The organism is Sodalis sp. RH22 (genome assembly GCF_047324165.1).
Taxonomy (GTDB): Bacteria; Pseudomonadota; Gammaproteobacteria; order Enterobacterales; family Enterobacteriaceae; genus Acerihabitans.
Genome location: NZ_CP178731.1, coordinates 2,611,152 through 2,635,974, shown reverse-complemented (window position 1 = coordinate 2,635,974; position 24,823 = coordinate 2,611,152). Strand labels below are relative to the sequence as shown.

Here is a 24,823-nt window from a genome sequence, read left to right as displayed (position 1 = left end):
TCCTATAGATTTGCTACATAAAGAAGTCAGTATTCATTTTGAGGCATTTGAGGTTATCAGCATGGCGTTAGTAAGTGGACATCCGAAAAGCAGGTTGATGAAAGGATTTACCGCGCTCGGCCCCTATATCCGCGAAGGGCAGTGCAGCGACAATCATTTTTTCTTTGATTGCCTGGCGGTATGCATCAATATGCAGCCCTCGCCGGAAAAACGTGAATTCTGGGGATGGTGGATCGATCTGGAAGCTGAAGAGAACCGTTATACCTATGCCTATCATCTGGGCATGTTCGATAAAGCGGGTCGCTGGAATGAGGAAAAAATCAGCGATCCGGCGGTAATCGATAAGCTGGAAAGTTCGCTGCGCGCTTTTCATACCCGCCTGCGCGCTTATATCCTGTCGCTTGAGATGACGCTGGAACCGGCGGATAACTTCAAAGAAGAGCCCTTTGTCCTGAAAGACTAACGCCATCACGCACCTGCTTTTTATCTTATTTCGCGTTATGCTGGCGGGCATAACGCTTTTTCTTTTTATAAAGACCAGGCACGCCTTTTTAACTTTATTACGGTAGATATGTTATGGATGGCAGCCAGACATTGGTTGTGAAGTTGGGCACCAGCGTTTTGACCGGCGGATCGCGCCGGCTTAACCGCGCCCATATCGTCGAGCTGGTGCGCCAGTGCGCGCAGTTGCACGCCGCCGGCCACAGGATTGTGATTGTCACTTCCGGCGCCATTGCCGCCGGTCGCGAGCACCTGGGCTATCCGGAATTGCCCGCGACCATTGCGTCAAAACAGCTGTTGGCCGCCGTCGGCCAAAGCAGCCTGATCCAGCTCTGGGAACAGCTGTTTTCCATTTACGGCATCCATATCGGCCAGATGCTGCTCACCCGCGCGGATATGGAAGATCGCGAGCGTTTCCTCAACGCCCGCGACACGCTGCGCGCGCTGCTGGATAACCGCATCGTGCCGGTTATCAATGAAAACGACGCGGTGGCCACCGCTGAAATAAAGGTGGGCGATAACGATAATCTCTCGGCGCTGGTGGCCATTCTGGCCGACGCCGATAAACTGCTGCTGCTGACCGACCAGGCCGGGCTGTATACCGCCGACCCGCGCACCAACCCCGACGCTACGCTTATCACCGAGGTCACGGCCATTAACGACGCCCTGCGCGCCATTGCCGGCGACAGCGTCTCGGGCCTGGGCACCGGCGGCATGGCGACCAAAATCCAGGCGGCGGACGTCGCCAGCCGGGCCGGCGTCGATGTGGTCATCGCCGCCGGCAGCAAGCCGGGCGTGATTGGCGATATGATGGCGGATCGGCCGGTGGGCACCCGTTTCCATGCGCAGCAAATGCCGCTGGAAACGCGCAAGCGCTGGCTGTTCGGGCCGCCGCCGGCAGGGGATATCACCGTCGATAACGGCGCGCTGGCGGCGATCCGCGAGCGGGGCAGCTCGTTATTGCCCAAGGGCATCCGCTCGGTGGACGGCGATTTCTCCCGTGGCGTGGTGGTGCGTATCCGCGGTCTTGACGGCCAGGATCTGGCCCATGGCGTCAGCCGTTATAACAGCGACGCGCTGCGCATGATCGCCGGCCGCCATTCGCAGGACATCAGCGCCATCCTCGGCTACGAGTACGGGCCGGTCGCCATCCATCGCGACGATATGATTATTTATTAAGGAGTAGCTATGCTTGAGCAAATGGGCAAAGACGCCAAAGCGGCATCCTGGCAACTGGCCGTGCTGAGCAGCGCCGACAAAGACCGGGCCCTGCTGGCCATCGCCGATCGCCTGGAAGCGCAAAGCGGGGATATCCTGGCGGCCAATGCGCTGGATATGGCCGACGCGCGGCAAAACGGCCTGAGCGATGCCTTGCAGGACCGTCTGCTGCTTACCCCGGCGCGTTTATCCGCCATCGCCGCCGACGTGCGCCAGGTTTGCCGCCTGACGGATCCGGTCGGCCAGGTGATCGACGGCCGCCAACTGGACAACGGCCTGAAGCTGGAACGACGCCGCGTACCTTTGGGCGTGGTGGCTGTGATTTATGAAGCGCGCCCCAACGTCACGGTGGACGTGGCGGCTTTATGCCTGAAAACCGGCAACGCGGTGATCCTGCGCGGCGGCAAAGAGACCCACCGCACCAATGCCGCCACCGTCAAGGCTATTCAGCAGGCGCTGGTGGACTGCCAGTTGCCGCCTGGCGCGGTACAGGCCATCGATAATCCCGATCGCGCCCTGGTGAACGAACTACTGAGGCTTGATCGCTACGTGGATATGCTGATCCCGCGCGGCGGGGCGGGGCTGCATAAGTTATGTCGCGAAAATTCCACGATCCCGGTGATTACCGGCGGTATCGGCGTATGTCATATCTATGCCGATGAGACCGTCGATATTGAGCCGGCGCTCAAGGTTATCGAGAACGCCAAAATCCAGCGTCCCAGCGCCTGCAACTCCCTGGAGACTCTGCTGGTGCACGAGGCTGTCGCGCCGGCCTTCCTGAGCCGTTTAAGCAGGCATATGCACAGCCTAGGCGTGACGCTGCATGCCGACCACGGCGCGCGGCCGTTTCTGGCCGACGGTCCGGCGGCCTGCGTGCCGGTGGAGGAGGCCAATTATCAGGATGAATGGCTGTCTCTGGATTTGAACGTCAAGGTGGTGAAAGGCTTTGACGAGGCGGTCGATCATATCCGCAGATACGGCACCCAGCATTCGGATGCCATTCTCACCCAGTCGCTGGCTAACGCGGAACGCTTTGTGCGCGAGGTGGATTCGTCGGCGGTATATGTCAATGCGAGCACTCGCTTCACCGACGGCGGCCAGTTCGGCCTGGGCGCGGAAGTGGCGGTAAGCACCCAAAAGCTCCATGCGCGCGGCCCGATGGGTTTGGAAGCGCTAACCACCTATAAATGGATTGGGTATGGGGATAATCTCAGCAGGGCGTGACAGCGCTCAGGTGTGGATGACCTCAGCGCCCGCCGGGACCGGACGGGCGACGGTTACGGCAATCGCTCCTGTGGCGCGGATACCTGTCAGGCCCCTAGTGCGTTAAGACGCTTATCGTGATAGCAGGCGCTTACTTCTATTATTACCGCCAGGCGCCGCGGCTATTCCCGGTGGCGCCTGGCGATGCTCAGGCGGCCTAAAACGCATCCGGCCGGGCCTGTTGTTTGGCAACGCCATCGCGGTCGTTCTTTTATTCCAACCCATCATCATACTTGCTGAATATTCCCCGGCCCCGTTCTATAAACTCCAGGGTATTGCCCTCCGGGTCATCCAGGAAAAGCGTGCCGATACCGTTATCCAGCTGGCCGGCGCCGTCGGTGAGATAATACACTTCCATCGTGACGGACATCTGGTATGGCTGGAGTCCTTGTGCAAGCAGAAAGCCGGCGCAGCGGTTAAGGTCACCCACCTGGAAGGCGATATGCCGAGATGGATCGCGTGGCGCCAGCGTGCCGTTCGACGGCATCAGGTGCAGGCAAAAGCCCCGGCCGGCGTTCAGCCAGTTACGTTTAATGGGGTGAGGCCGCATGCCGAGCGCGTCGCGATAATATGCCAGCATAAGATCCATATCGCTCACCGCCAGTGCGGCATGATGGATGCCTTGCAGTTGCATTGTTTCCTCCGGGCAGCGCTGACAGAGTCCATCAGACTTATGGGAAAATAATAGTTAGTACTTACTATAGAGCATCCTGTCAGCGATGACGCGGCGCGGTATGGCAGGATAAGTGGCGATAATGTAGGCGCGGGTTGATCTTAAACGGCTATTTGCTGTTTTTATCGGCATACGCGCGCCCGCCTATTGACTCTTTCACCGCTTTTGCATAACGTGTCCCACCGAGATTCATCCCGCATGACACAGCTTCATCATGCCGATATAGCTCAGTTGGTAGAGCAGCGCATTCGTAATGCGAAGGTCGTAGGTTCGACTCCTATTATCGGCACCATTTCAAACTCTTCCCAAGTCTACCGAAATAAATTAACAGCCCGTATACTAAGCAGTGTAGCCCGTTTCTTATCTCCCATTATCTACCAGACTGATCTTCCCCGCAGTAATCAGGACCAGGCTAAACGGGAATTTTCTGTCCCCCTTATCTTTAAAAAAAACAATCCAGACATGAAAAAGATCCGCTGTACCGAAGAGCACATTGCTTTTGCCCTGAAGCAGGCTGAAACCGGCCCTCGCGCGGGCTATTTCATGCCTGTCATCCAGCCGTAACCTTCCTCACCTATTCTCACCCTGTCATTATTTAATTGCCCCATTTCGTTTTCGCCCGCCATCTGGTGGGCTTTTTTATGCGGGCAATGTCAAATGTTAAAGCCTACGCTCAATGCTATCTATGACGCTGACAGTCCAGGGGCCGTATCTGGCTGGATTGATTAGAATGTCTGTGCCCGTCTTCAATCATTACCTCTTCTTCGGGGAGGGTTTAGCCTGCCGGAATTCTGCTTTTAACGGGAGAAAAAAATCGGTCTTGGGTCAATCTCGTGATAGTGGCAAGTTTAATTAACTATTTTCTGTCTGACGCCGATAGTTAAGGGCTGCTGAATGGTTTACGACATGCAGCCCTTCTATCCGGCACATCTCAGGTGAAAATAAATATGACAATTACACAGCGTCTGTTCTTGGTCTTTTCTCTGCTGTCAGCCTCACTTATTGCCCTGGTGATTGTGGCCGTTCTGGTAGTAACAGGATTTCAGGCACGTTTTCAGTATGTCCAGAGCAATACTGTTCCTTCCATTATCGACTTAAGCAAAATGGTGGATGGCAGCAACCAGCTGATTATCTGGATGTACCGGCATCAGAGCGTAACCGACCCGGCCAGACAAGCCAAAGTTGAGAAAAAACTCAGCGAGCTGGTAAGTAATCTGAAGTCTCTCAATCAGTTCTATCTGGATAACGAAATTTCCAACGACAGCGACCGGCAAATGACGGAGGCTGGCCTGGCCAGCATACAAGATATCCAGAACAAACTGCCGGCCTTCCTGAAAGGCTCCCGTGAGCAGAATAACGCGGTCTCCCTCGGTGAGCTCCAGGGCGACGCCGGTGTAGGTGAAGCCGCCCGCGGCCTCATCGCCGGCTACATGAAGCAGTTGCAGTTGAACGTAGACGTCGGTGAAACGCTCAAAAATCAGAATACCCAAATCTATCAGTTGACGTTACGGGGCATGATTGGCGGGTCGGCACTGGTGATCCTTATCCTCGGCTTATTCAGTGTGAAGACGATAACCGGTATCCGCAGAAACCTTAACGCCATGCGTTCCACCATGGAGAATGCCAGTTCCCGCTTGGACCTGACCCTGCGGGCGGATGATTCACGTAAAGACGAAATTGGCCTGACGGCAAAAGCATTCAATGCCCTGGTGGAAAATGTTGCCGCCTCGCTGTTGTCCGTGAGCGCGTCCTCCCAATCCGTCACTACGGCCTCGACGCAGATATCGGCAGGCAACGAGAACCTTTCGTCCCGTACCGAAGAGCAGGCTGCCTCCCTGGAGCAGACGGCGGCCAGCATGTCAGAGTTGAGTGAAACGGTACGGCAGACTGCCGAAAATACCGGTATGGCAAGCCAGCTTTCACAGAATGCCCGCCGGCTCTCGGAAGACAGCTCAGCTAAGGTCAGCACCATGCTGGGCACAATGTCCGATATCAGGAACAGTTCTGCAAAAATTACCGATATCATCTCGCTTATTGAAGGTATTGCTTTCCAGACCAATATTCTGGCGCTGAATGCCGCAGTTGAAGCGGCGCGGGCCGGGGAACAGGGGCGCGGATTTGCAGTCGTTGCCGGTGAAGTCCGTAGTCTGGCACAGCGCTCATCGTCTTCAGCCCGTGAGATCAAAGTGCTGATTGAGTCTTCCATGAGTTTCGTGGAGAAAGGGGCGGGTCAGGCGGAAGAAGTCGGGCAGAATATGGCCGGTATGAAGGACGCAATCAGTCAGGTCGCAGACCTGGTGAATGAAATCGCGGCCGCCGCTAAAGAGCAGATGCTGGGTATTGGCCAGGTCCACCAGGCGGTTAACCAGATGGACGACGTGACGCAGCAGAATGCGGCACTCGTACAGGAAGCCTCGGCCGCCTCGCACTCGCTAATGGAGCAGGCCACCGTCCTCAATCAGCTGGTAGCCACGTTTGTTATCGAATCACCGTCAACGGGAAAATTCCCCTCCGCGCTAAGCCCGGCAGGAGTGGCGAAATCGTCACCTTACGGACTGACAACGAAGAAAAAGACAGCGGAGACGGAAGAAGGCTGGCAAAGTTTCTGACCCGTGTAAAAAAGTCAAGATGAGGCGGCGGGATTCAGAACCCTGCCTCATGCAACTCCGTGGATGATCACCGATAAAAAAAGCCCAGCATGACGGCTGGGCCTGATGCTCAATATTGCCATGTTACCAAAGTCCGATGATCTTCCACCAGAAAGCGCCCAGTATTGACCATACCAACACATTAAATAAGGTCACGATAAAACCTAACTTCCACCACTCCCTTTGTCCTATATATCCTCCAGCAAAAAATATTGCCGCCGGGCCAGACGAATAATGCGTAATGGCCTGATATAAAGAAGAGCAAAAGGCTAATAATAAGCATACCAGCATCGGCGGTGCGCCCACAGCAATGCCTACGGTTATAAATGCTGGATACATGACGAGAATATGCGGGATCCCCCCCGCAAAGAAATACGCAGAAAAAACATAGATGCTGACCAGTATGATCAATACGGGCAGAACCGGCATACCCGATAAGCTGACCTGTACCCAATCCGCAAATACCTTAAAGAAACCTGATTTTGATAAATTTTCCGCCAAGCCGTACATACCGCCCAACCACACCAGCGTGTCCCAAGCGCCACTTTCATTGATCACGTCCTTCCAGTCGATGACTTCCGCCAGCAACATAAGACAGACGCCGGCCAGGGCAATAACGGTCGCGGAGATTTTAGTCATTCCGCTGGTGCCCCAACCGATAATGGTCAATACCAGGATTATGCAAAGTAAAATTTCTTTAAAAGACATTTTGCCCATGGCCTGAAGCGACGATTTGGCAATCTGTTTGGTTTCCGGAGTCTGGTTCGATTCAGGTGGGTAAATCTTGTGCAGCAAATACGGCATGATCAACAGACAAAACAGCGCCGGCACAAACGCCGCCATTGCCCATATGCTCCAGGAAATTTCTATGCCCGCGATTTTGGAAGCAAACGCCACCATTAACAGATTGCCGGCTTGCCCCGTTAGGGTCAGGCAGGCGGCAACGCTGTCGACTTGTACCACCGTCTGCACGAGGTACGCCCCCAGTTTCCTGGCGGAGCTGCCGGGTTTAGAGCCGCTGACCTCCGCTACGCTTCGGACAATGGGAAACATGATGCCCCCACAGCGCGCGGTCGCCGAGGGAACGCAAAAGCTTATCAGGACATCGCTGAATGCCAGGGTATAGCCAAGCTTAAGGGAACTGCTGCCAAAGCGCTGCAACAAGGCATAAGCAATCCGGTTGCCCAGGCCGGTTTTAATCAAGCCGCGTGAAAAGAGAAACGCAGCGACGATAAGCCACACCACATCGGCACTGTAGCCGACCAGCACCCCTTTGACATCCAAAACGCCAAACATCGCCGCGACAACCAGGGATGCAATGGTAATAACCCCCAACGTCAGGGGCTGCAGCATAAAACCGAAAGCGGTGGAAAAAAATATTGCAAATAAATGCCAATTTTGAGGCGTAAACCCAATCGGGATGGGAATATTCCAAATGATGGCGCCAAACAAAACGCAAATGCCGATCCTGGCCCATTTTTTCTTAAGGGCAGAATGGTCAGGCATTTTTTCAAGCATGACAGCGCTCATAGAGAGTTCCTTGTAAGTATATCTATGTGCAAAAATATCCCTTCATAAAAAATGAATAATATAAAAGCAAATAGACATGAGAAGCTTTAGGCGAAAATAACAGTCACCATGGAGATGAATTATTTTACCGGCGTAATAGCCTGCCCTTCTTCGAAATAGCTTCTGATATTACGCACCGCTAAGTTTGCCATATCAGTACGGGTCTCAACGGTGTTGCTTGCCAGGTGGGGGGTAAGGACAACGTTGTCAAATTGGAACAGCTCACGCGGGATAACGGGCTCGTCTTCAAATACGTCTAGCCCCGCACCCAAGATGTCCTTATTATTTAATGCCTCGATCAATGCCGCAGTGTCGACAACAGTGCCGCGGGCGATATTTACCAAGATCCCGGATTTACCCAAGGCTTGTAATACCTCTTTGTTTATCGCATGGAAAGTTTCAGCACCACCCGGTAGGGTCAATACTAAAAAATCACAGGATTCCGCCAGCGCCACCAGGGTATCGAAACGTTTGAAGTTTTGTTCTTTGGAATAGGGGTCATAAAAATGTATTGGCATGCCAAAACCCTGCGCCCTGGTTGCTACCGCCTGCCCGACATTGCCCAGGCCCGCAATCCCGCATATTTTGCCGTGCATCCGCGAGGCGGAAGGAAATTGTCCATTTAACCAGGATTTAGAACGGGAAAAACGATCGGCCTCGCAAATACGGCGAGAGACGCTTAACATCAGCGCCAAACCGGTATCCGCCACACATTCACTGAGGACCTTAGGTGTATTCGTCACCACCAGATTACGGGCACGCGCCGCATCCAGATCGACGGCATCCAGGCCAACGCCAAAAATCGACACCATCTCCAGCTGAGGCAAGGCATTGATAATTCTTCTATTTATTCCAAGATGGGATCGGGTCACCACCCCGCGTATCCGCGTGGCGGTTTGGCTTAATAATTCTTCTTTGTCTTCCGTCAACCAATAATTATGTATGGTAAATGTCTCTGCCAGTTCGTCCAGCATAACCGGGGGAAGAGGCGAAATAACCATTACTTCTATTTTTTTAGTGTCCATAACATATCCCGTTTAAAGTTTAAAGCGACATAACGTGACGGCTAATCCGGCGCAGCGAATTATCCTAATCCCATGATGATATAAATTAACATTTGCAGGCAATGTGACTAATAACACCCCAAGCAATTAACATACGGATGGGTAACATCGACATTTTGATACCAGAAACAGCCGTTGTTTATAATCGATCAGCATCCATATTATCTTTTCATTATTTAATTGCAGTCACTATGCAAAGATATGTAAACAACAGCATTGGGCAAAAGCTCAAAGATAAATTATAAAATTGGTACATAAGCCAAGATAATTTGATGCAAATCCCAAATTTGAACAATAAATTTGAATTTACGTTATATTGGAAAAATATGCGTAATATGTCGCATCATTTTTAAAATAAATGATATTTTGAAAATTTATATCAATTATATGATAGTCATCACATATAAATGTTAATTGATTTATGGTTTACTTGTGTCCATGTGTTTACCGTCTCATTTTGTTATAACCGTATCGCGTTACCCTGGTTAAAAAGAAATAGTGCTGATGCCTTGCTCAAGCGCAATGATAAAGTCTGCGCGGGGCCAATGAGGGTGCCTGCGCGACGTTAACGGATTTCAACAGTCAACCCGCGGCGGGCTGTTTCGCTCAAAGTGTAATAGAGAGTCGCAATGGGTTTGTTTTCGTGATATCGGTCACTGATAAGCGGTCAATTGCCTAGATTGTCGCGCTGATCAATTTTTAAAAATGTGCATTTGCATAACCGTTGGGCCAGCAATTTGATTTATACTTAATATACTTCAGCATTATCGCAGTAACATTGGCAAAAAAAGTGCACGGTAAATACCCGGCAGAGGGAATAATCTCCTGCGGAGGTTTTTTCTGACGATCTTCCGTTTTAGGTGCGATTTATATGGGATGCCGCAGCAAAAAACGTCTTAGTGTAAATGTAATGTTGCATTTGCTTGGCAGTGGTTTAACGCTATGGCACAAACGAGGGTTGTGGGTGTAATAACATCTGTTATGTCTTACGGATTGTTTATACTTACTGCCGGTTGATGACGACGTCATGATTCATTCTGAAGGGATACGCAATGATATTCAGTAAACTGGCCGACTGGAATAAAGAACAAAGCGCATTTCATCCGGTGTTCAATACAATAATAGATTATATACGCAACAATGATTTAGCCGGTCTTATGGTGGGTAAACACATCATAATTCCTGATAAGCTCTTCTTTTTTATGCAATCGTACGACACCATTGACCTGAGTGAATGTAAACCGGAATCCCATGTGGAATATGTTGACTTTCAGTATTTGTTGTCTGGGGAGGAAAAGATTGGCTTTTCTCGCGTGGATGATGGCGTAAAGATAACAGAAGACAAAACGCCAGGTAGCGATATGATTTATTACGACCTCAACACTCGGCAAGATGTTTTAACCATGGGGCCGGGGGAGTTTGGTATTTTTTTTCCTGATGATATCCATCGGACCCGAGGCCGTAGCGGTAATGATACATCCATACTAAAAGCGGTTTTCAAAATCCACTTGAGCATGTTGGTATAATTCAGGTAATACAATTTACAGGAGATAGGTATGTCCGAGTCAATACAGCAAGTAGAAAACGCCAGGATAGCGCTCGTCACGGGCGCCGGTAGCGGTATAGGCCGAGCCGTTGCTTTGGGATTGCTCCAGGACGGATTTACCGTTGTTCTCACCGGGCGGCGCATTGAGCCCCTGCTTGAAGTCCAGGATGCGGCAAAGGCGGCGGGACAGCAGGCGATTGCCATAACCGCAGATGTTCGCGACCCTGAAAGCGTGGAAGCGTTATTTGCCCAAATCGCGGCACGGTATGGCCGTCTTGATGTGTTGTTTAATAACGCGGGCGTCAATGCGCCCGCCGTTCCAATGGATGAATTGCCCTTGGACAAATGGCTCAATGCCATTAATACCAATGTCACCGGTGTATTTCTTTGCGCCCGCGCGGCCTTCGGTTTAATGAGGAAACAAACGCCCCAGGGCGGACGTATCATCAACAACGGTTCGATCTCCGCACATACTCCCCGGCCCTTCACCGCGCCCTATACTGCCAGTAAACATGCCGTCTCGGGTTTGACGAAAAGCATTGCTCTGGACGGGCGCGCGTTTAATATCGTTTGCGGCCAGATTGATATCGGCAACGCGTTGACCACGTTGTCGGAACGGATGACCAGAGGCGTTTTGCAAGCGGATGGACGCACGGCGGCGGAACCGATGGTCGACGTTAAATATATTGCTGACGCGGTGCGGCACATGGCGGCGTTACCTTTATCAGCAAATATTCTCACTATGACGGTAATGGCCAGCAATATGCCCTTTGTCGGGCGCGGATAAACCGGCGCTCAGTCTTAATCATTATTGCCTGGGACCCCGGCGCTATCAGGGACGATGAGGCTGTACCATAGCGCGCTTATCAACGGGGTTCTTAATCACTGCACCTATTGTCGCAGGCCCGGCATCCTCCTCCGGGCCTGCAAGCGTCAGTCGTTCAGCTTTACCTCACTGATGTCTTGAATAAAAATGGTAAAATATCAGTCAATTACTCCAGATGGCGTCACGCATTACTAGCGTGGGAAAACGCGCAGGACATCTTTTGACGGCGGCGGTTATTTTGCTTTGCTGAACGCCCAGGTTGACCCATGACAAGGCGGCACCCGCGTGCGGCCCTTTATAATCAGGCCCGTTTGTTTTCTTATTGGCGTGCAAGCATGGCTTATCAACTTAATCTCAATTGGCCCGAGTTTTTAGAGAAATATTGGCAAAAACAACCCGTTATATTAAAAAACGCCTTCCCGGATTTTGTCGATCCCATTACGCCGGACGAATTGGCCGGCCTGGCGATGGAGGCAGAGGTTGACAGCCGGCTGGTCAGCCATGCAAATGGCCAGTGGCAGGCCAGCAATGGGCCGTTCGAGCATTTTGATAATCTGGGAGAAACCGGTTGGTCGCTTTTGGCCCAAGCCGTTAACCACTGGCATGCCCCGTCTGCCGAGCTGGTGCGTCCGTTTCGCGTGCTGCCGGACTGGCGTTTAGACGACCTGATGATTTCTTTTTCCGTGCCGGGCGGCGGCGTCGGACCGCATATCGATCAGTACGATGTCTTTATCATCCAGGGGATGGGACGCCGCCGCTGGCGTGTCGGCGCTAAACTGCCCCTGAAGCAGTTTTGCCCGCATCCGGCGCTGCTGCACGTCGAGCCGTTTATGCCCATCATTGATGAAGACCTTGCGCCCGGCGATATTTTATACATTCCGCCCGGTTTTCCGCACGACGGTTTCACTCACGAAACCGCCCTTAACTATTCCGTAGGCTTTCGCGGACCAAACGGCAGGGATTTAATCAGCAGCTTCGCCGACTATGCGCTGGAAAACGATCTGGGCGGCGAGCACTACAGCGATCCTGATTTAACGTGCCGGGAACATCCGGGCCGTGTCGAAAATGCTGAATTGGACCGTCTGCGCGCGATGATGATCGAGATGATGAATCAGCCGGAAGATTTTGCCCAGTGGTTTGGCCGCTTCGCGACGACCCCGCGCCACGAGCTGGATATCGCGCCCGCACAGCCGCTCTACAAGGAAGATGAGATTGTCGGCGCCCTGATGGCGGGCAAGGTTCTGACGCGCTTGGGCGGCTTGCGGGTCCTGCAGGTCGGCGAGAGCTTTTTCGTCAACAGCGAACGGCTGGAAACGGCCGATCCCGCAGGCGCCGACGTCCTGTGCCGCCACACCCTGATTGGTAAGGACGCGCTGGGCAAGGCGCTGGACAACCCGGCTTTCGTCACGGCGTTAACCGGGCTGGTTAATCAGGGTTATTGGTTCCTTGACGAATAGGCTACAGGCGCCGTGAATGGCATTTTCAGGGATGTCCGCGCACCAACGCATCGACGCGACAGGGTGAGGGCTCGGCATCGCCGGCGGAGAAACAGTGGTAATGATTACCAAGGCTGCGCGGAACGGGCCCGGTAACGATCGTCATGGGCAGTGTGGGTGAATACAGGGAAGAAAGGGGCGCTGGACACGCCCCATGATCTTATTTGCTGCGGCCCAGGATAAAGCCGAGCAGCAGTCCGATGGTGCCGATGGCGGCAAGTCCCACCAGCGGGTTTTCACGGACATGTTCCCTAACACCGGCAGCCGCATCGTTTAATGCTTCGGAGACTTTCGCCGTGGCCTGCCTGGCGGCGCCTTTAGCTTCTTGTTCGGGGGAATCTACGGCCTCGCCGAATTTTTTCTGGGCAGCCCCAGCGAATTGTTCTGCTTTGTTCTTTGCCTTGTCGGCAACATCACCGATGGTGTCATTATTGGTTTTTGTGATCTCAGACATAACTTTCCCTCCTTTAATTATCGACAAGAATAAGCGTAGTTAAGTTTTGCTAATAGACATAATCGCAGGCCAGCTTTCGGACTATTGGAATATTGCAAAGCCCATCCCGGGTCGGCGGCATGGCCGCTACGCTGAAAAGGCCTTGTCCAGGCGAGCATACCGGCAGTCAGAACCGCGGCTGGAAACGGGCAAAAGAAATGTGGGCGATAGCCCAGGCTTGTCCCTGCCGGATGGCAGGTTCTGCTTACGATTCCACGGTGGCGTAACTGGCGTTACTAAGGCAATAACCGGCCACCGCTTTGCGCCTGCGCAGCGTCAGGCGACTGGGATCATCGCCAGGGGGATCTGCGAAAACGCTGATCATGGCGGTATTCAGCGGATAATGCCTTATCCTTAACGGCATCGATAAGCTGCTGTAAAAATTAATATAATCCACCGCGGTGCATCTATAATGCAATGTCGCGAAAAATACCCTGGTACTGTTTAACGCCACTTAAGATAAATAGTTATCTATTCTAAGGTGTTAAACGTATTTAAGCGCAGCGGTAATATTTAATTTTTATCAAAAACAGATAGCTAGATAATAATTGTAAAAAATAATACATGACGGGTTAGCGAAATTTTCGCCATGTTCTATAGTATGGTAAAAGAAAGGTAAGTTTTATTTAAGTCTCTCCCGCCATTTTGCCGCGAGACGCGTTATTCATGGATATGCTTTGTTAGCGACAGGCATTCGGCTTCTGTATTTCTGTTTTAAATAAAAAATATCAATTATTTGAATTTTGTTATCCGGCAAGTCAGCGGGGTCTTCATGCCCCATGCCTGAATATTAGTTAGAACGCATAATTCTTACGGCCGATTAACAAAGAGATAAAGTTTTAATATCTAGAGGCGGCGGCATGACTATTTTCAGCAGTTTTTGGCAGGCGGGATTTGAAGCTGCGGATCATCGCAACCGGTTGGGTGAAATACTTGCATTAAACGAGGCAACCGGGCACATAGAACGCGTTCTGCAGGATTATAACGCGTTAAAAGCATTTAATATTACAACGGTTCGAGAAAGTGTCGGCTGGCGCCTGGTTGAAGGTAAGGAGGGTTATGATTTTTCCTCCCTGGCGGTCCGGATGGCGGCGGCAAATAAATCAGGGATGCAACTATGCTGGACGATATGCCATTACGGTTGGCCGGAAGATATTGATGTGTTTTCGCCAGACTTTGTTTCCCGCTTCGCCCGTTTATGCGGCGCCGTGGCCGCGTTTCTACGGCCTTATTATTCCCATGCCCCCGTCTATTCGCCGATAAATGAAATCTCTTTTACCAGTTGGGGAATTTCGGTGGGGTTATTTTCATGTTCCGCGCCGCCCGGGGTGGAGATAGGAAAATCAAGTAAACGCCAATTGGTTCGGGCATGTCTTGCCGCATGTGATGCTATTTGGGCAGCGGACCCGCGGGCGCGGATTCTACATTGTGACCCGATTATTTTTACCGTGGCTTCGGATAGCCGGCCTGAGGGGATGCGGCAGGCCGCTGATTGGCAAGCCGCCCAGTTTGAATCCTGGGACATGCTGTCAGGCGTTAGCGCGCCTGAACTGGGCGGCGCGCCGCGCTATCTGGATATCATTGGAGCCAATTATTATCATGATAACCAATGGGAAAGCGAAAATAACCAACGGCTCTTCTGGCATTTGGGCGACCCGCGGCGCCGTCCCCTGCACGATATGTTACAAGAGCTCTACCATCGCTACAAACGCCCCCTACTCCTGGCGGAAACCAGTCACGTGGGCAGCGGACGCGGAGCCTGGATAGGCCAGATTGCCGCCGATATCGCCCAGGCGCAAATAGCGGGAGTCGAGCTGCTGGGCATTTGTCTTTATCCCATTATCGACCGACCTGACTGGGAAAATAAAAACGTCTGGCACCATAGCGGATTATGGGACCTCGACCGTGAGGGGCCGGACCCGCTGGCTCGGATACTGGATGCTGTTTATGCCTCTGCTCTCCTGCGAGCCCAGCATATGCTGGCGCTTTTCCAAAGACAATTAGGCGTATTAGCAAGCGCCGGAGAAAATACTTATATTATGAAAAATATATACGTTTTTAGCCATCTGCGCTGGGATTTCGTTTTTCAACGCCCTCAGCATCTCATGACGCGCCTGGCGCAACATTATCGCATCTTTTTTATAGAAGAACCTATTTTCTCTCTGCTGGAACCAGGCCTGAATATAACGACCCCGGCGCCGAATATCACTGTTATCCAGCCGCATACGCCTATACAGGCCGCAGGTTTCCATGATAGCCAGATTCCCTATATTCAACAGCTTCTTGCTGAGTTAATGCCAGAAAACGAGATGCCCATCGTCTGGTTTTATACGCCTATGGCGTTGCCGTTACTGGCTGTCTTTACTCCTGCGCTGGTTATTTATGATTGCATGGATGAGCTGTCCGCATTTGAAAAAGCGCCCAGACAACTTATGCAACGCGAATCCGCCTTGCTGGCGCGTGCCGATATCGTTTTTACCGGCGGTCCCAGTTTATATGCCGCCAAGGCGGGGCGACATCCTAATGTGCACTGTTTTGCCAGCAGCGTGGATACCATTCATTTTGAACAAGCCCGGGACAGGACAAATCATCATCCGCTCCAGGATCAACTGCCCCATCCGCGGCTGGGGTATTTCGGCGTGATTGATGAACGCATGGATCTGGCTTTGCTTGCGGCCCTGGCGGATGCGCATCCGCAATGGCAGTTGATAATGGTTGGGCCGGTAGTCAAAATAGATCCTGCGTTCCTTCCCCAGCGGCCTAATATTCATTACTTTGGCATGCAGCCTTATCAGGCATTGCCCCAGTTTCTTGCCGGGTGGGATGTCTGCTTAATGCCTTTTGCCCTGAACGCATCAACGCGTTTTATCAGCCCGACCAAGGTGCTTGAATATATGGCGGCGTTATTGCCGGTGGTGAGCAGCGCCATTACCGATGTTGAGGAACCTTATGGTCATGTCGTCGCTATCGGACAGGATCACGCAGGCTTTATTCGCGCTTGTGAAGACGCGCTGGTTATACCGCCGGCATCCCGGGCAATGCAACAGCAGCAAATGAAAGCCATTGTTGATGCGACCTCCTGGGACAAAACAGCGCAGGCGATGCATGAGTTAATAGAAAATGAGCTGACCGTTTCACCATCTCGTCCTACAGCGGACACGCCTGTCGCGCAGGCGGAGCAAGGATTGCCGGTAACGCCGGCTTTACGGCTGACGCCGCCCCACCCGGCAAGCGCATCGCCCGTCCGCTGTCTTATCCTCGGCGCGGGGCCGACGGGGCTGAGCGCTGCATATCATTATGGTTCGGGGGCCCTGCTGCTTGAACGCAACAAGACGGTAGGCGGATGGTGCCGCTCCGTCGAAGATCGCGGCTTCACCTTTGATTATGCAGGGCATATCATGTTTTCCAATGATCCCTATGTCCTCGCCATGTATGACATGCTGTTGGGCGATAATATCCATTGGCAAGAGCGTGAGGCATGGATTTACACCGACGGTATTTACACCCGTTATCCTTTTCAGGGCGCGTTGCATGGACTGCCGGCCGCTATCATAAAGGAATGTATCCTTGGGGCGATAGCGGCGCGTTATGAACCGCCCGGCGCCGCCGGCGCGCCTATGCTAAAAGAACGCTGCGTTACCCATGGCGTGGAGGAGCATGGCACGCATACGGACTGCTGCGCCGATGGCGCGGTACCGGATTTTGTTCTTGGCCGCGCCACCGACCGGCATGGACGGAAAGAAGATTTTGAGCAGTTTATCTACCGGACCTGGGGTGCGGGCATCGCCAGGCATTTCGCCATTCCTTACAATAAGAAATTATGGACGGTTCCGCTCGCGGATATGGAAACCTCCTGGCTGGGCGGGCGTGTGCCGCTGCCTGACCTGGCGCAAATCATTGAAGGCGCCCTGGGGTCGACAGCCAAGCCCATGGGACCTAATGCCCGCTTCGGGTATCCGCTGCGTGGCGGCTTTCAGGCGTTGATGTCGGGTTTCCTGCCGCATATCGGCGGTACGGTTGAAACCGGCGCCGAGGTGAAGCAAATCCTGGCGCACCAGCATATCGCCGTCCTGGCCGACGGCAGGCAATACAGTTATGAGCAGTTGATCAGCACCATGCCGCTGCCGGAATTGATACGCATCATCGGAGACGAGGTTCCTGTAGACGTCAGGGCGGCGGCGGCCGGGTTACGCCATGTGTCGGTCCGCTGCGTCAACCTGGGTATCGGTCGCGCAAATTTGACCGATAAACATTGGATTTATTTTGCCGGCAATACCGTTTTTCATCGGATTTTCGTCCAGGGCAACGCCAGTCCCTTATGTAACCCTCCCGGCGGGTGCGGATTGACCTGCGAAATAAGCTATTCACCGCTCAAACCGCTCCCCGCAGAAGGAAAACAGCTTATCGACAGGTGCATCGCCGAGTGTATTGCCGTGGGGATGTTTAGCGCGGAGGATACTGTTATCACGGCTAACCAAATTGACATTCCTTATGCCTACGTGATTTACGATCATGCCCGTGAGCAGAATATTGCCACGGTGCGTCAGTGGCTATTGCTTCACGATATCGTGCTGTCAGGGCGCTACAGTGAATGGGAGTATTATAATTCCGACCATGCTTTCATCGCCGGGAAAACAGCGGCTGAAAAAGTGAAAAGCCGTGCCTATCGGCAGGGAGCGGGATCCTAGGAACGGATGATGCTAAGGTTAAACAGATCACTGCCGGCCGGCGTTATCGTTTACGGGCGCTACCCTGTATGCTGACGTTCTGGCCGCGGGCTATTGTGATGTTTAACAGGAGTTTTTTATGCTGGGCATTATCAGAGTCTTAACCCATGACGATCGGGCCTTTGTGGAAGAGCATGGCCGTCTGATCCAACAGCAGTATGGGACGATCTCCCTGAGTCGTTGCATCCCCGACCAGCGCCAAGGTATTTATGACGATGCCAGCCAGTCCCTGGCAATACCGAAAATTATCGCGCTGGGACAGGCGCTGCAAGCGGAAGGCTGTAATGCATTATTCCTGAGCTGTGCGGCCGATCCGGGACTGGCGGAACTGCGCCGGGCAGTGACCGTTCCCGTCATCGGGGCCGGCAGCGCGTCCGCAAGCGTGGCCGCCATGCTTAAACGTCCTGTGGCGGTGATGGGGATAGGGGCCGGCGCGCCGGCGCCGTTTAAACAACTGCTTGGCGAAGCGGTGGTTTATGCGCGGCCGGAAGGGGTCTTCAACACGACGGATCTTTTAAGCGCTCAGGGGCGGGAAAGCGCGCTGGCTTGCGCCGATACGCTTTATCGCCAGGGCGCGGAAGTCATTGCTTTTTCCTGTACGGGGTTTTCTACCATCGCCCTGGCCGACAGCATCCGCCGTCATTTAGGCAAGATAGCCATTGATGCGGTCAGCGCGGCGGGGTTGTTTATCAGCCAGCTGGCGCCGCGCTAACATAATGTGTCGCCGGCTCCTGGCGATCGGTTAAGGGGTGCGGCGCTATTTTCATCAGGGCATAGCTCAACAGAGCCGATGTCTATGCCATCGGATGCGCTGTGCGCGGCACCGGGCCGGGGCGTTATTTTTTTTGCCGCTGGCTGCGGTAGGTGTCCAGCACCACGGCCACAATGATAACCGCGCCGGTAATGACCCGTTTCGTCGGTTCGCTTGCGCCTATTTGCGCCAGTCCCGCCGCCAGCACTGAAATAATCAAAGCGCCCAGGAAGGTGCAAATGACGGAACCGCGTCCGCCCATCAGGCTGGTGCCGCCGATGACGACGGCGGCAATCACCTGCAGTTCCATACCCACGCCGCCGTTGGGATCCGCCGCTTCGAGACGGGCGACCTGGAACAGCGATGCCAGGCCGGATAATCCCCCCATCAGGGCAAATACCGCGATTTTATAGGGACCGGGATTGATTCCCGCCAGGCGTACCGCTTCCTCATTGGTGCCGATGCCAATAAGATGGCGGCCGAAAATGGTACGGGTTAATGCCAGGTGCCCTAATAAAATCACCAGGGCGGCGATCACAAACGATGGCGAGATCCCAAGGACAATCGGATCGGCCAGATAATCAAAAATTGAACCGATATAGGCCGTCCGGGAATCGGTTAATTGATAGGCCGCTCCCCGCGCCATTTCCAGCATGCCCAACGACACGATAAACGAAGGGATACGCCAGAAGACCGTGATAAATCCGGTAAGCGAGCCCACGAGCGTCGCCAGCGCCACGCCCGACAGTGCGGCAAGCCAGGGATTCCAGTGCAGATTGAGGTAGGTGACGCTGACAACGGCGGCGGCTAATGCCAGCAGCGAGCCCACGGAAAGATCGATGCCCGCGATGATCAACACAAAGGTCATCCCTACCGACATCACCATTAAATCCGGAATCTGATTGGCAATGGTGCTGAAGGTATTCAGGCTTAAAAAATGATCGCTGAGAAAGGAAAACAGCACGATCATCGCCAGCAGCGCGCCGATCAGTCCCAGATAACTGCTCAGTCCCCGCCAGGAAGAGGGCGATAACCTTTTTTCCGCCGGTAGTGATTCCCTATTCTGCGGCCCGGTGTGATGAGATAATGGTGTTTTACGCATCGAGTGGTTTCCCTGGGCCGGCCTGGGTGGCGGCAACCTTTTCTGTTTGTTGATAGCCGGAAAATGCCGCGGCCAGAATACCGTCCTGCGTCCAGGCGCCGCGTGTAAACAGGCCTGCTAATTTCCCGGCGGAAAGGACGGCGATACGGTCGCAAATCAGCATTAATTCGCGCAGGTCGCTGGACACGACGATCAGGCCTTTGCCGTCCTGGGTTAGCTCATTCATGAGTAAATAGATATCCCGTTTGGCCCCCACGTCTATCCCGCGCGTTGGTTCGTCAAATAAAATGACGTCGCAGTTGCGCTCCAGCCAGCGGCTGATCAGCACCTTCTGCTGGTTGCCTCCGGACAAGCTTTCGACCGGCTGGCCGCTGCCCGTGGCGCGAATGCCCAGGTTGTCGATGTGTTTTTGCGCCAAACGCTGTTCATGGCGCGCGTTGACCACGGAGAAGCGGCTTATTTTATCGCGGTTTCCCAGGGAGATATTGGCGGCGATAGACTGCGGCAATAGCAACCCCTCGCCTTTGCGATCTTCGGTAACCAGCGCAATCCGGTGGCGGATCGCGTCGGCTGGGGAGCGAAGGGTGACCGGCAGCAGCGGATCGCCCACTGATAATTGCCCGTGCTCCACCGGGTCCGCACCAAATATGGCGCGCAATAATTCGGTCCGTCCCGCGCCAACCAATCCACCGATCCCCAGGACTTCGCCACGATGCAGGGTCAATGAAACGTCCTGAATAATATGACCCCGCCTGAAGTGCTCTACTTTTAAAATGGGCGCGCCCTGCCGGCGCGCGCTGATATCCAGGGTACTTTCCAGATCGCGACCCACCATTAACGACACCAGTTGGTCGCTGCTGTAGCGTCTGATATCGTCCGTGCACACGACATGGCCATCCCGTAAGACGGTAACATCGTCGGCAATCATCGCCAGTTCATCCAGACGATGGGAAATATAGATAAGCGAGACGCCGCGCTGCTTAAAGCGCTTAATTTGGCTGAACAATAATTCGACTTCGCGACTGGTCAGCATCGCTGTCGGTTCGTCTAAAATAAGGATGCGGCTTTCACCGATTAAGTTACGGGCAATCTCAATCATTTGCTGATGGCCCAGGCCAAGTTCACCGACCAGCGTATCCGGGTCAATCATTTGCAGGCCCACCAACGCCATTACCGGCCGGGCCATGTCGCGCAGGCGTTTGCGATTGATCCAGCCCGCGCGGTGAGGTAATTGATCGATAAATAAGTTTTCCGCCACCGAAAGGGTTGGCAGCAGGTTGAGCTCTTGCATCACCATGCGGATACCTCTTTTTTCCGCGTCTTTTCTGCTCGCCGGCGTATAAGGCTGGCCCTGGTACAGCATAGTGCCCGTGGTGGGTATGACCAGGCCGCCGATTATTTTGGATAACGTGCTTTTACCCGCGCCGTTTTCACCCGTCAGCGCCAGGACTTTTCCCGGGTATAATTTCAGGTTCACATCCGTCAGCACCGGCTCGCTATAGGTTTTGCCGATACCCTTTATTGCTAGAATTTCATGCCGGTCTGTCATATTCAGGGTTATCCGGTGATGGCAGCATAACTGCGTTAACAGGCGGGTCAAAATACCGGGAACAGGTGCGCTTTGTTTGGCGCTAACCCTTGGCGTTTAACGCTGCCGCGGCGTGAGCGGCAACGTTAAACCACAGGGATATTCCGGTCCCAGGCATCAGCACCGCTCAGCGGCCCGGGTGTTTATTGCTTGACGATCAGTTTGACCGGCGTTTCTACGCTGCTGGCCAGTTCGCTTTGCTTTTTCCCGTTTTCCAGGGCGGTTAACGCGGCATTGATACCAAAAACCGCCTGCTGAGAGGCAAACTGATCGGCGGTCGCCAATACCCGCCCATCGGCCAGCATCGGTTTGATCGCCGCGATATTGTCATAGCCCACCACCTGGACCTGGCCCTTTTTCCCGGCTGCGCGAACCGCGGAAACCGCGCCCAGCGCCATATTATCGTTATCCGCCAATAACGCCTTGATATTGGGGTATTCGCTTAACATCGCCGCGGCAATGGCATTGGCATTATTAATCTCCCACTGTCCGGACTGTACCGACACGACTTTTATGCCTGCCTGCGCCATGGCATCCTGGTAGCCCTGCGTGCGCTGCTGGGAATTGGTCGAGGTAGGGATGCCTTCAATAATGCCCACCTGATCGCCGGCCTTAAGATGTTTTGCTAAATAATCCCCGATGCTTTTAGCGCCTTTACGGTTATCCGGGCCGACAAAGGGCACATTTAAGCCTTTGTCCTTCAGAACGGCGGCATCAAACTGATTATCGATATTGATAACAATAATGCCGGCATCAATCGCTTTTTTAACCACGGGTACCAGGGCTTTGGAGTCCGACGGGGCAATAATAATGGCGTCCGCCTTTGACACAATCATCTGTTCCACAATTTGAATCTGATTAGCTGTGTCGGTTTCATTTTTAATGCCGTTGGAAATAAGATCGAATTTATCGGCATGTTGTTTCTGGTAATCTTTCGCACCCGTTTCCATCGTCAGGAAAAATTCATTTGCCAGTGATTTCATGACCAGCGCGATCTTGGGTTTGTGATGCTGCGTGTCAGCGGCGGAAACCGGCAACGCAGCGGCGGCGGAAAACGCCAGTACCGCAACGGCACCTATAACTTTAAGAAATGGTACATTTTTCATGAAATTATCCTTTCTAGAGAGACACTATAAAGACAACAGCGTTGCGGTTGCCACAGCCCTGTTGTGCGTATACCCCGTTCCGCCGGCAACGGTACGCAAAACGTGGGTATAAATGAAAAGACCTCCTTTATCGGTGAAACAGCCAATAAGAATCTATTGTTGCATTCGATGATAAACCAGCGAGCTGTTCGGCATATTTGATGCCCCTTTACGCTCGACTTTCAGGGAGGCGAACGCGCAGGCATATCGCACGGCATCGGTTAATTTTTTACCATTGGCTATGCATCCGGCCAATGCGCCGGTAAAAGCATCTCCCGCGCCGCTGGTATCCATTACCGCTGATTTATAGGCGGGAACATAGGTAAAAATATCGCCGTCAAATAATAAACAACCCCGCTCGCCGAGCGTGATGATGACACATTTAGCCCCTTGGTTATGGATGCTTTTCGCCGCGGTTTTTGCTGAATGAATATCGGTGATTGCGATGCCGGACAGCGCTTCCGCCTCGATTTTATTCGGCGTGATAATATCAATTAAATGCAATATCTCCTTCACTTCCGAGACATAGGGCGCAGGGTTCACTACTATTACGCACTGAAATGATTTAGCTTGCATAATGGCAAAACGGGTGATGGGGAAATTATTCTCCAGCTGGGTTAAAAATACTTTACAGCTCTGGATGATATTTAAATCGAATAAAATATCTTCTTGTGTAAAGGTTTCGTTGGCGCCAAGGTCGATGCTGATCATGTTATCGCCAGTGGTATTGGAAACCCAGACAATGGCGATCCCCGTGGCAGCTATTTCATTTTCAAAAATAGTGAACGAGGAAATTTCAGTATTGGTAATGTATTTTCTCGCTTTCTCTGAAAATTCATCCATTCCCAATTTTATTGCCAGATGAACGTTATTATTTATTTTCGCTGCCGCCACCGCCTGATTGGTTCCTTTGCCGCCGGCATAAAAATGAGTGGACGATGACCGGATGGTTTGACCTATTTGCGGCAACATCATTGTTTCCGATACTATATCGACATTGAACGAGCCGAGAATATAGATGCCGTCGTCGAGAAGCTTTTCTTGTTGATCGGATTCCGTATAAGAATCCATGCTGCTGTCACCCAGGCCTTTGAGAATGGTATTGATGACGGATTTCTCAAAGAGTGATTCATCAGCGACCTCAGCTAACTTAGCGCCGCCGTGAAATAGCATGCAGTTGGCATGTGAACTCAATTCTTTCAGATCATTGCGAATGGTGCGCGTAGTGACGCTTAACTCTTTCGCCAGCTCTGCGACATAGACATTTTTATCCCTCACCAGCTTAACTCGAATCGCTTTTTGTCTTTCGCTTTTGTTCATCAAGTCTTACCCCGGAACCCATAATATGAAATGAGGAACGGTGTTTATCACGCAAAGCTCATAAAAAAGCCTAAAAAAGGGAAAATTTTTTTCCGATTACCGTTTAAACGGCAAGATCAGGAGATGCGTCACATAATAGCATTGGCGCAAGGAGCGACTGGGTTTGGAATAACCCGGGCGCAATACTGGCGTGTCATTGGGACGAGGGCAAACCGTTTTTATTGTGCCCGGGAAAGGGTGACGCAGGGAGCGCCGATCTGGCCGGTACCGCCATTGATAACGATTTTCATCATTGCCTACCTCGCGCCCCGGCCACGGGGCGCTTTGTCGTGATATGACGAAAGCCGCGAATCGGCCGCCTTAACGCAAACCCGCCTTGTCGAGACCGAATACCTTGTCGGCCGAACCCGGTACGGCCCGGAAAGCCACGCCGGCGCGATTCCAGGCGTTAATCGCCATGACGGCGAAAGTCAGATCGGAAATTTCCTTTTCGGAAAATTGGCCGCGCACGTGTTCATAGAGCTCATCCGGCACATCGCCCGACAGTTTGGTGAGGGATTCGGCCCACGCCAACGCCGCGCGCTCGCGCGGTTGGAATAGGGGGGATTCGCGCCAGATTGCCACGTGATGCAGGCGCAGCGCGGACTCTCCGCGGATGGTCGCCTGTTTGATATGCATATCGAGGCAGAAGCCGCAGCCGTTAAGCTGGGAGGCGCGCACCTCGATCAAATCGATAATTCCCTCCTCGATGACGCCGTTTCGCACGGCGGCCGAGAACGCGATCAATTGCTGATACTGCTCGGGGGACAACTGGGCATAATTGAGACGTTGGGTCATTTGTCATTTCTCCGGGTGATTAAGGATATTTGTTATCCTTATGGATATATAATATC

Annotated in this window: 18 protein-coding genes and 1 tRNA gene; 10 read left to right on the top strand and 9 right to left on the bottom strand. The window is 53.0% G+C overall.

The annotated features are described in order from the left end of the window. Window positions 1–61: 61 nt before the first annotated feature. The 3 genes from crl to proA all read left to right on the top strand — a co-directional run bounded on the left by crl (window position 62) and on the right by proA (window position 2,943). Window positions 62–463, top strand: a complete 402-nt coding sequence (gene crl / locus ACL2XN_RS12080; RefSeq protein ID WP_410016281.1) for a sigma factor-binding protein Crl — start codon at window positions 62–64, stop codon at window positions 461–463. A gap of 113 nt (window positions 464–576) precedes the next feature. Beyond that, on the top strand, window positions 577–1,680 hold the full coding sequence (proB, locus tag ACL2XN_RS12075; RefSeq protein ID WP_410016280.1) for a glutamate 5-kinase: 1,104 nt from the start codon (window positions 577–579) through the stop codon (window positions 1,678–1,680). Window positions 1,681–1,689: 9 nt separating this feature from the next. After that, the gene (gene proA / locus ACL2XN_RS12070) at window positions 1,690–2,943 is read left to right on the top strand and encodes a glutamate-5-semialdehyde dehydrogenase (RefSeq protein ID WP_413730893.1); all 1,254 of its coding nucleotides are present in this window, start codon (window positions 1,690–1,692) and stop codon (window positions 2,941–2,943) included. Between the two features lie 250 nt (window positions 2,944–3,193). On the opposite strand, the gene ACL2XN_RS12065 is transcribed toward proA, so the two are convergent. Beyond that, on the bottom strand, window positions 3,194–3,616 hold the full coding sequence (locus ACL2XN_RS12065; RefSeq protein ID WP_413730892.1) for a VOC family protein: 423 nt from the start codon (window positions 3,614–3,616) through the stop codon (window positions 3,194–3,196). 255 nt (window positions 3,617–3,871) lie between these two features. Here ACL2XN_RS12065 and ACL2XN_RS12060 point away from each other — a divergent pair. Together ACL2XN_RS12060 and ACL2XN_RS12055 are read left to right on the top strand one after the other, a co-directional pair. Next, window positions 3,872–3,947, top strand: a tRNA-Thr gene (locus tag ACL2XN_RS12060). Between the two features lie 655 nt (window positions 3,948–4,602). After that, the gene (locus tag ACL2XN_RS12055) at window positions 4,603–6,264 is read left to right on the top strand and encodes a methyl-accepting chemotaxis protein (RefSeq protein WP_413730891.1); all 1,662 of its coding nucleotides are present in this window, start codon (window positions 4,603–4,605) and stop codon (window positions 6,262–6,264) included. Window positions 6,265–6,387: 123 nt separating this feature from the next. Here ACL2XN_RS12055 and ACL2XN_RS12050 read toward each other — a convergent pair whose 3' ends face one another. Beyond that, window positions 6,388–7,833, bottom strand: coding sequence for a DASS family sodium-coupled anion symporter (locus ACL2XN_RS12050; RefSeq protein ID WP_413722204.1), 1,446 nt, complete (start codon window positions 7,831–7,833; stop codon window positions 6,388–6,390). Window positions 7,834–7,952: 119 nt separating this feature from the next. Further along, window positions 7,953–8,897 (bottom strand): 2-hydroxyacid dehydrogenase, encoded by a 945-nt coding sequence (locus ACL2XN_RS12045; protein ID WP_413722205.1) that lies wholly within the window; start codon window positions 8,895–8,897, stop codon window positions 7,953–7,955. A gap of 1,091 nt (window positions 8,898–9,988) precedes the next feature. Between ACL2XN_RS12045 and ACL2XN_RS12040 the strand changes: the two genes are divergently transcribed. From ACL2XN_RS12040 to ACL2XN_RS12030, 3 genes are all read left to right on the top strand, one after another. Next, complete coding sequence (locus tag ACL2XN_RS12040; protein ID WP_410016273.1) at window positions 9,989–10,462, top strand: YhcH/YjgK/YiaL family protein; 474 nt, start codon at window positions 9,989–9,991, stop codon at window positions 10,460–10,462. 30 nt (window positions 10,463–10,492) lie between these two features. Beyond that, the gene (locus ACL2XN_RS12035) at window positions 10,493–11,269 is read left to right on the top strand and encodes an SDR family oxidoreductase (RefSeq protein WP_413722207.1); all 777 of its coding nucleotides are present in this window, start codon (window positions 10,493–10,495) and stop codon (window positions 11,267–11,269) included. A 374-nt stretch (window positions 11,270–11,643) separates the two neighbouring features. Further along, entirely contained in the window at window positions 11,644–12,765 is a 1,122-nt protein-coding gene (locus tag ACL2XN_RS12030) for a JmjC domain-containing protein (RefSeq protein WP_413730890.1), read from the top strand. A 199-nt stretch (window positions 12,766–12,964) separates the two neighbouring features. On the opposite strand, the gene ACL2XN_RS12025 is transcribed toward ACL2XN_RS12030, so the two are convergent. After that, window positions 12,965–13,258 (bottom strand): CsbD family protein, encoded by a 294-nt coding sequence (locus tag ACL2XN_RS12025; protein WP_410016270.1) that lies wholly within the window; start codon window positions 13,256–13,258, stop codon window positions 12,965–12,967. 899 nt (window positions 13,259–14,157) lie between these two features. Here ACL2XN_RS12025 and ACL2XN_RS12020 point away from each other — a divergent pair. Continuing rightward, a complete protein-coding gene (locus ACL2XN_RS12020) occupies window positions 14,158–17,985 on the top strand; it encodes an NAD(P)-binding protein (protein WP_413730889.1) in 3,828 nt (1,275 codons plus the stop codon). 118 nt (window positions 17,986–18,103) lie between these two features. Next, window positions 18,104–18,736, top strand: a complete 633-nt coding sequence (locus ACL2XN_RS12015) for an aspartate/glutamate racemase family protein (RefSeq protein ID WP_413727096.1) — start codon at window positions 18,104–18,106, stop codon at window positions 18,734–18,736. A 124-nt stretch (window positions 18,737–18,860) separates the two neighbouring features. Here ACL2XN_RS12015 and ACL2XN_RS12010 read toward each other — a convergent pair whose 3' ends face one another. The 5 genes from ACL2XN_RS12010 to ACL2XN_RS11990 all read right to left on the bottom strand — a co-directional run bounded on the left by ACL2XN_RS12010 (window position 18,861) and on the right by ACL2XN_RS11990 (window position 24,767). After that, on the bottom strand, window positions 18,861–19,877 hold the full coding sequence (locus tag ACL2XN_RS12010) for an ABC transporter permease (RefSeq protein WP_410016267.1): 1,017 nt from the start codon (window positions 19,875–19,877) through the stop codon (window positions 18,861–18,863). Next, on the bottom strand, window positions 19,870–21,426 hold the full coding sequence (locus ACL2XN_RS12005) for a sugar ABC transporter ATP-binding protein (RefSeq protein ID WP_413722212.1): 1,557 nt from the start codon (window positions 21,424–21,426) through the stop codon (window positions 19,870–19,872). Before ACL2XN_RS12005 ends, ACL2XN_RS12010 begins: the two co-directional genes overlap by 8 nt. 182 nt (window positions 21,427–21,608) lie before the next feature. Continuing rightward, a complete protein-coding gene (locus tag ACL2XN_RS12000; RefSeq protein ID WP_410016265.1) occupies window positions 21,609–22,571 on the bottom strand; it encodes a sugar ABC transporter substrate-binding protein in 963 nt (320 codons plus the stop codon). A gap of 153 nt (window positions 22,572–22,724) precedes the next feature. Continuing rightward, a complete protein-coding gene (locus tag ACL2XN_RS11995; RefSeq protein ID WP_413722214.1) occupies window positions 22,725–23,930 on the bottom strand; it encodes a PfkB family carbohydrate kinase in 1,206 nt (401 codons plus the stop codon). Window positions 23,931–24,290: 360 nt separating this feature from the next. Beyond that, the gene (locus ACL2XN_RS11990; protein WP_410016263.1) at window positions 24,291–24,767 is read right to left on the bottom strand and encodes a carboxymuconolactone decarboxylase family protein; all 477 of its coding nucleotides are present in this window, start codon (window positions 24,765–24,767) and stop codon (window positions 24,291–24,293) included. Window positions 24,768–24,823: the final 56 nt, after the last annotated feature.

Coding starts and splice junctions, on each gene's coding strand:
- ACL2XN_RS12015 (WP_413727096.1), top strand. CDS start 18,104: ATGCTGGGCATTATCAGAGTCTTAACCCATGACGATCGGGCCTTTGTG.
- proA (WP_413730893.1), top strand. CDS start 1,690: ATGCTTGAGCAAATGGGCAAAGACGCCAAAGCGGCATCCTGGCAACTG.
- ACL2XN_RS12045 (WP_413722205.1), bottom strand. CDS start 8,897: ATGGACACTAAAAAAATAGAAGTAATGGTTATTTCGCCTCTTCCCCCG.
- crl (WP_410016281.1), top strand. CDS start 62: ATGGCGTTAGTAAGTGGACATCCGAAAAGCAGGTTGATGAAAGGATTT.
- ACL2XN_RS12020 (WP_413730889.1), top strand. CDS start 14,158: ATGACTATTTTCAGCAGTTTTTGGCAGGCGGGATTTGAAGCTGCGGAT.
- ACL2XN_RS11990 (WP_410016263.1), bottom strand. CDS start 24,767: ATGACCCAACGTCTCAATTATGCCCAGTTGTCCCCCGAGCAGTATCAG.
- ACL2XN_RS12050 (WP_413722204.1), bottom strand. CDS start 7,833: ATGAGCGCTGTCATGCTTGAAAAAATGCCTGACCATTCTGCCCTTAAG.
- ACL2XN_RS12040 (WP_410016273.1), top strand. CDS start 9,989: ATGATATTCAGTAAACTGGCCGACTGGAATAAAGAACAAAGCGCATTT.
- ACL2XN_RS12065 (WP_413730892.1), bottom strand. CDS start 3,616: ATGCAACTGCAAGGCATCCATCATGCCGCACTGGCGGTGAGCGATATG.
- ACL2XN_RS12055 (WP_413730891.1), top strand. CDS start 4,603: ATGACAATTACACAGCGTCTGTTCTTGGTCTTTTCTCTGCTGTCAGCC.
- ACL2XN_RS12010 (WP_410016267.1), bottom strand. CDS start 19,877: ATGCGTAAAACACCATTATCTCATCACACCGGGCCGCAGAATAGGGAA.
- ACL2XN_RS11995 (WP_413722214.1), bottom strand. CDS start 23,930: ATGAACAAAAGCGAAAGACAAAAAGCGATTCGAGTTAAGCTGGTGAGG.
- ACL2XN_RS12000 (WP_410016265.1), bottom strand. CDS start 22,571: ATGAAAAATGTACCATTTCTTAAAGTTATAGGTGCCGTTGCGGTACTG.
- proB (WP_410016280.1), top strand. CDS start 577: ATGGATGGCAGCCAGACATTGGTTGTGAAGTTGGGCACCAGCGTTTTG.
- ACL2XN_RS12035 (WP_413722207.1), top strand. CDS start 10,493: ATGTCCGAGTCAATACAGCAAGTAGAAAACGCCAGGATAGCGCTCGTC.
- ACL2XN_RS12030 (WP_413730890.1), top strand. CDS start 11,644: ATGGCTTATCAACTTAATCTCAATTGGCCCGAGTTTTTAGAGAAATAT.
- ACL2XN_RS12025 (WP_410016270.1), bottom strand. CDS start 13,258: ATGTCTGAGATCACAAAAACCAATAATGACACCATCGGTGATGTTGCC.
- ACL2XN_RS12005 (WP_413722212.1), bottom strand. CDS start 21,426: ATGACAGACCGGCATGAAATTCTAGCAATAAAGGGTATCGGCAAAACC.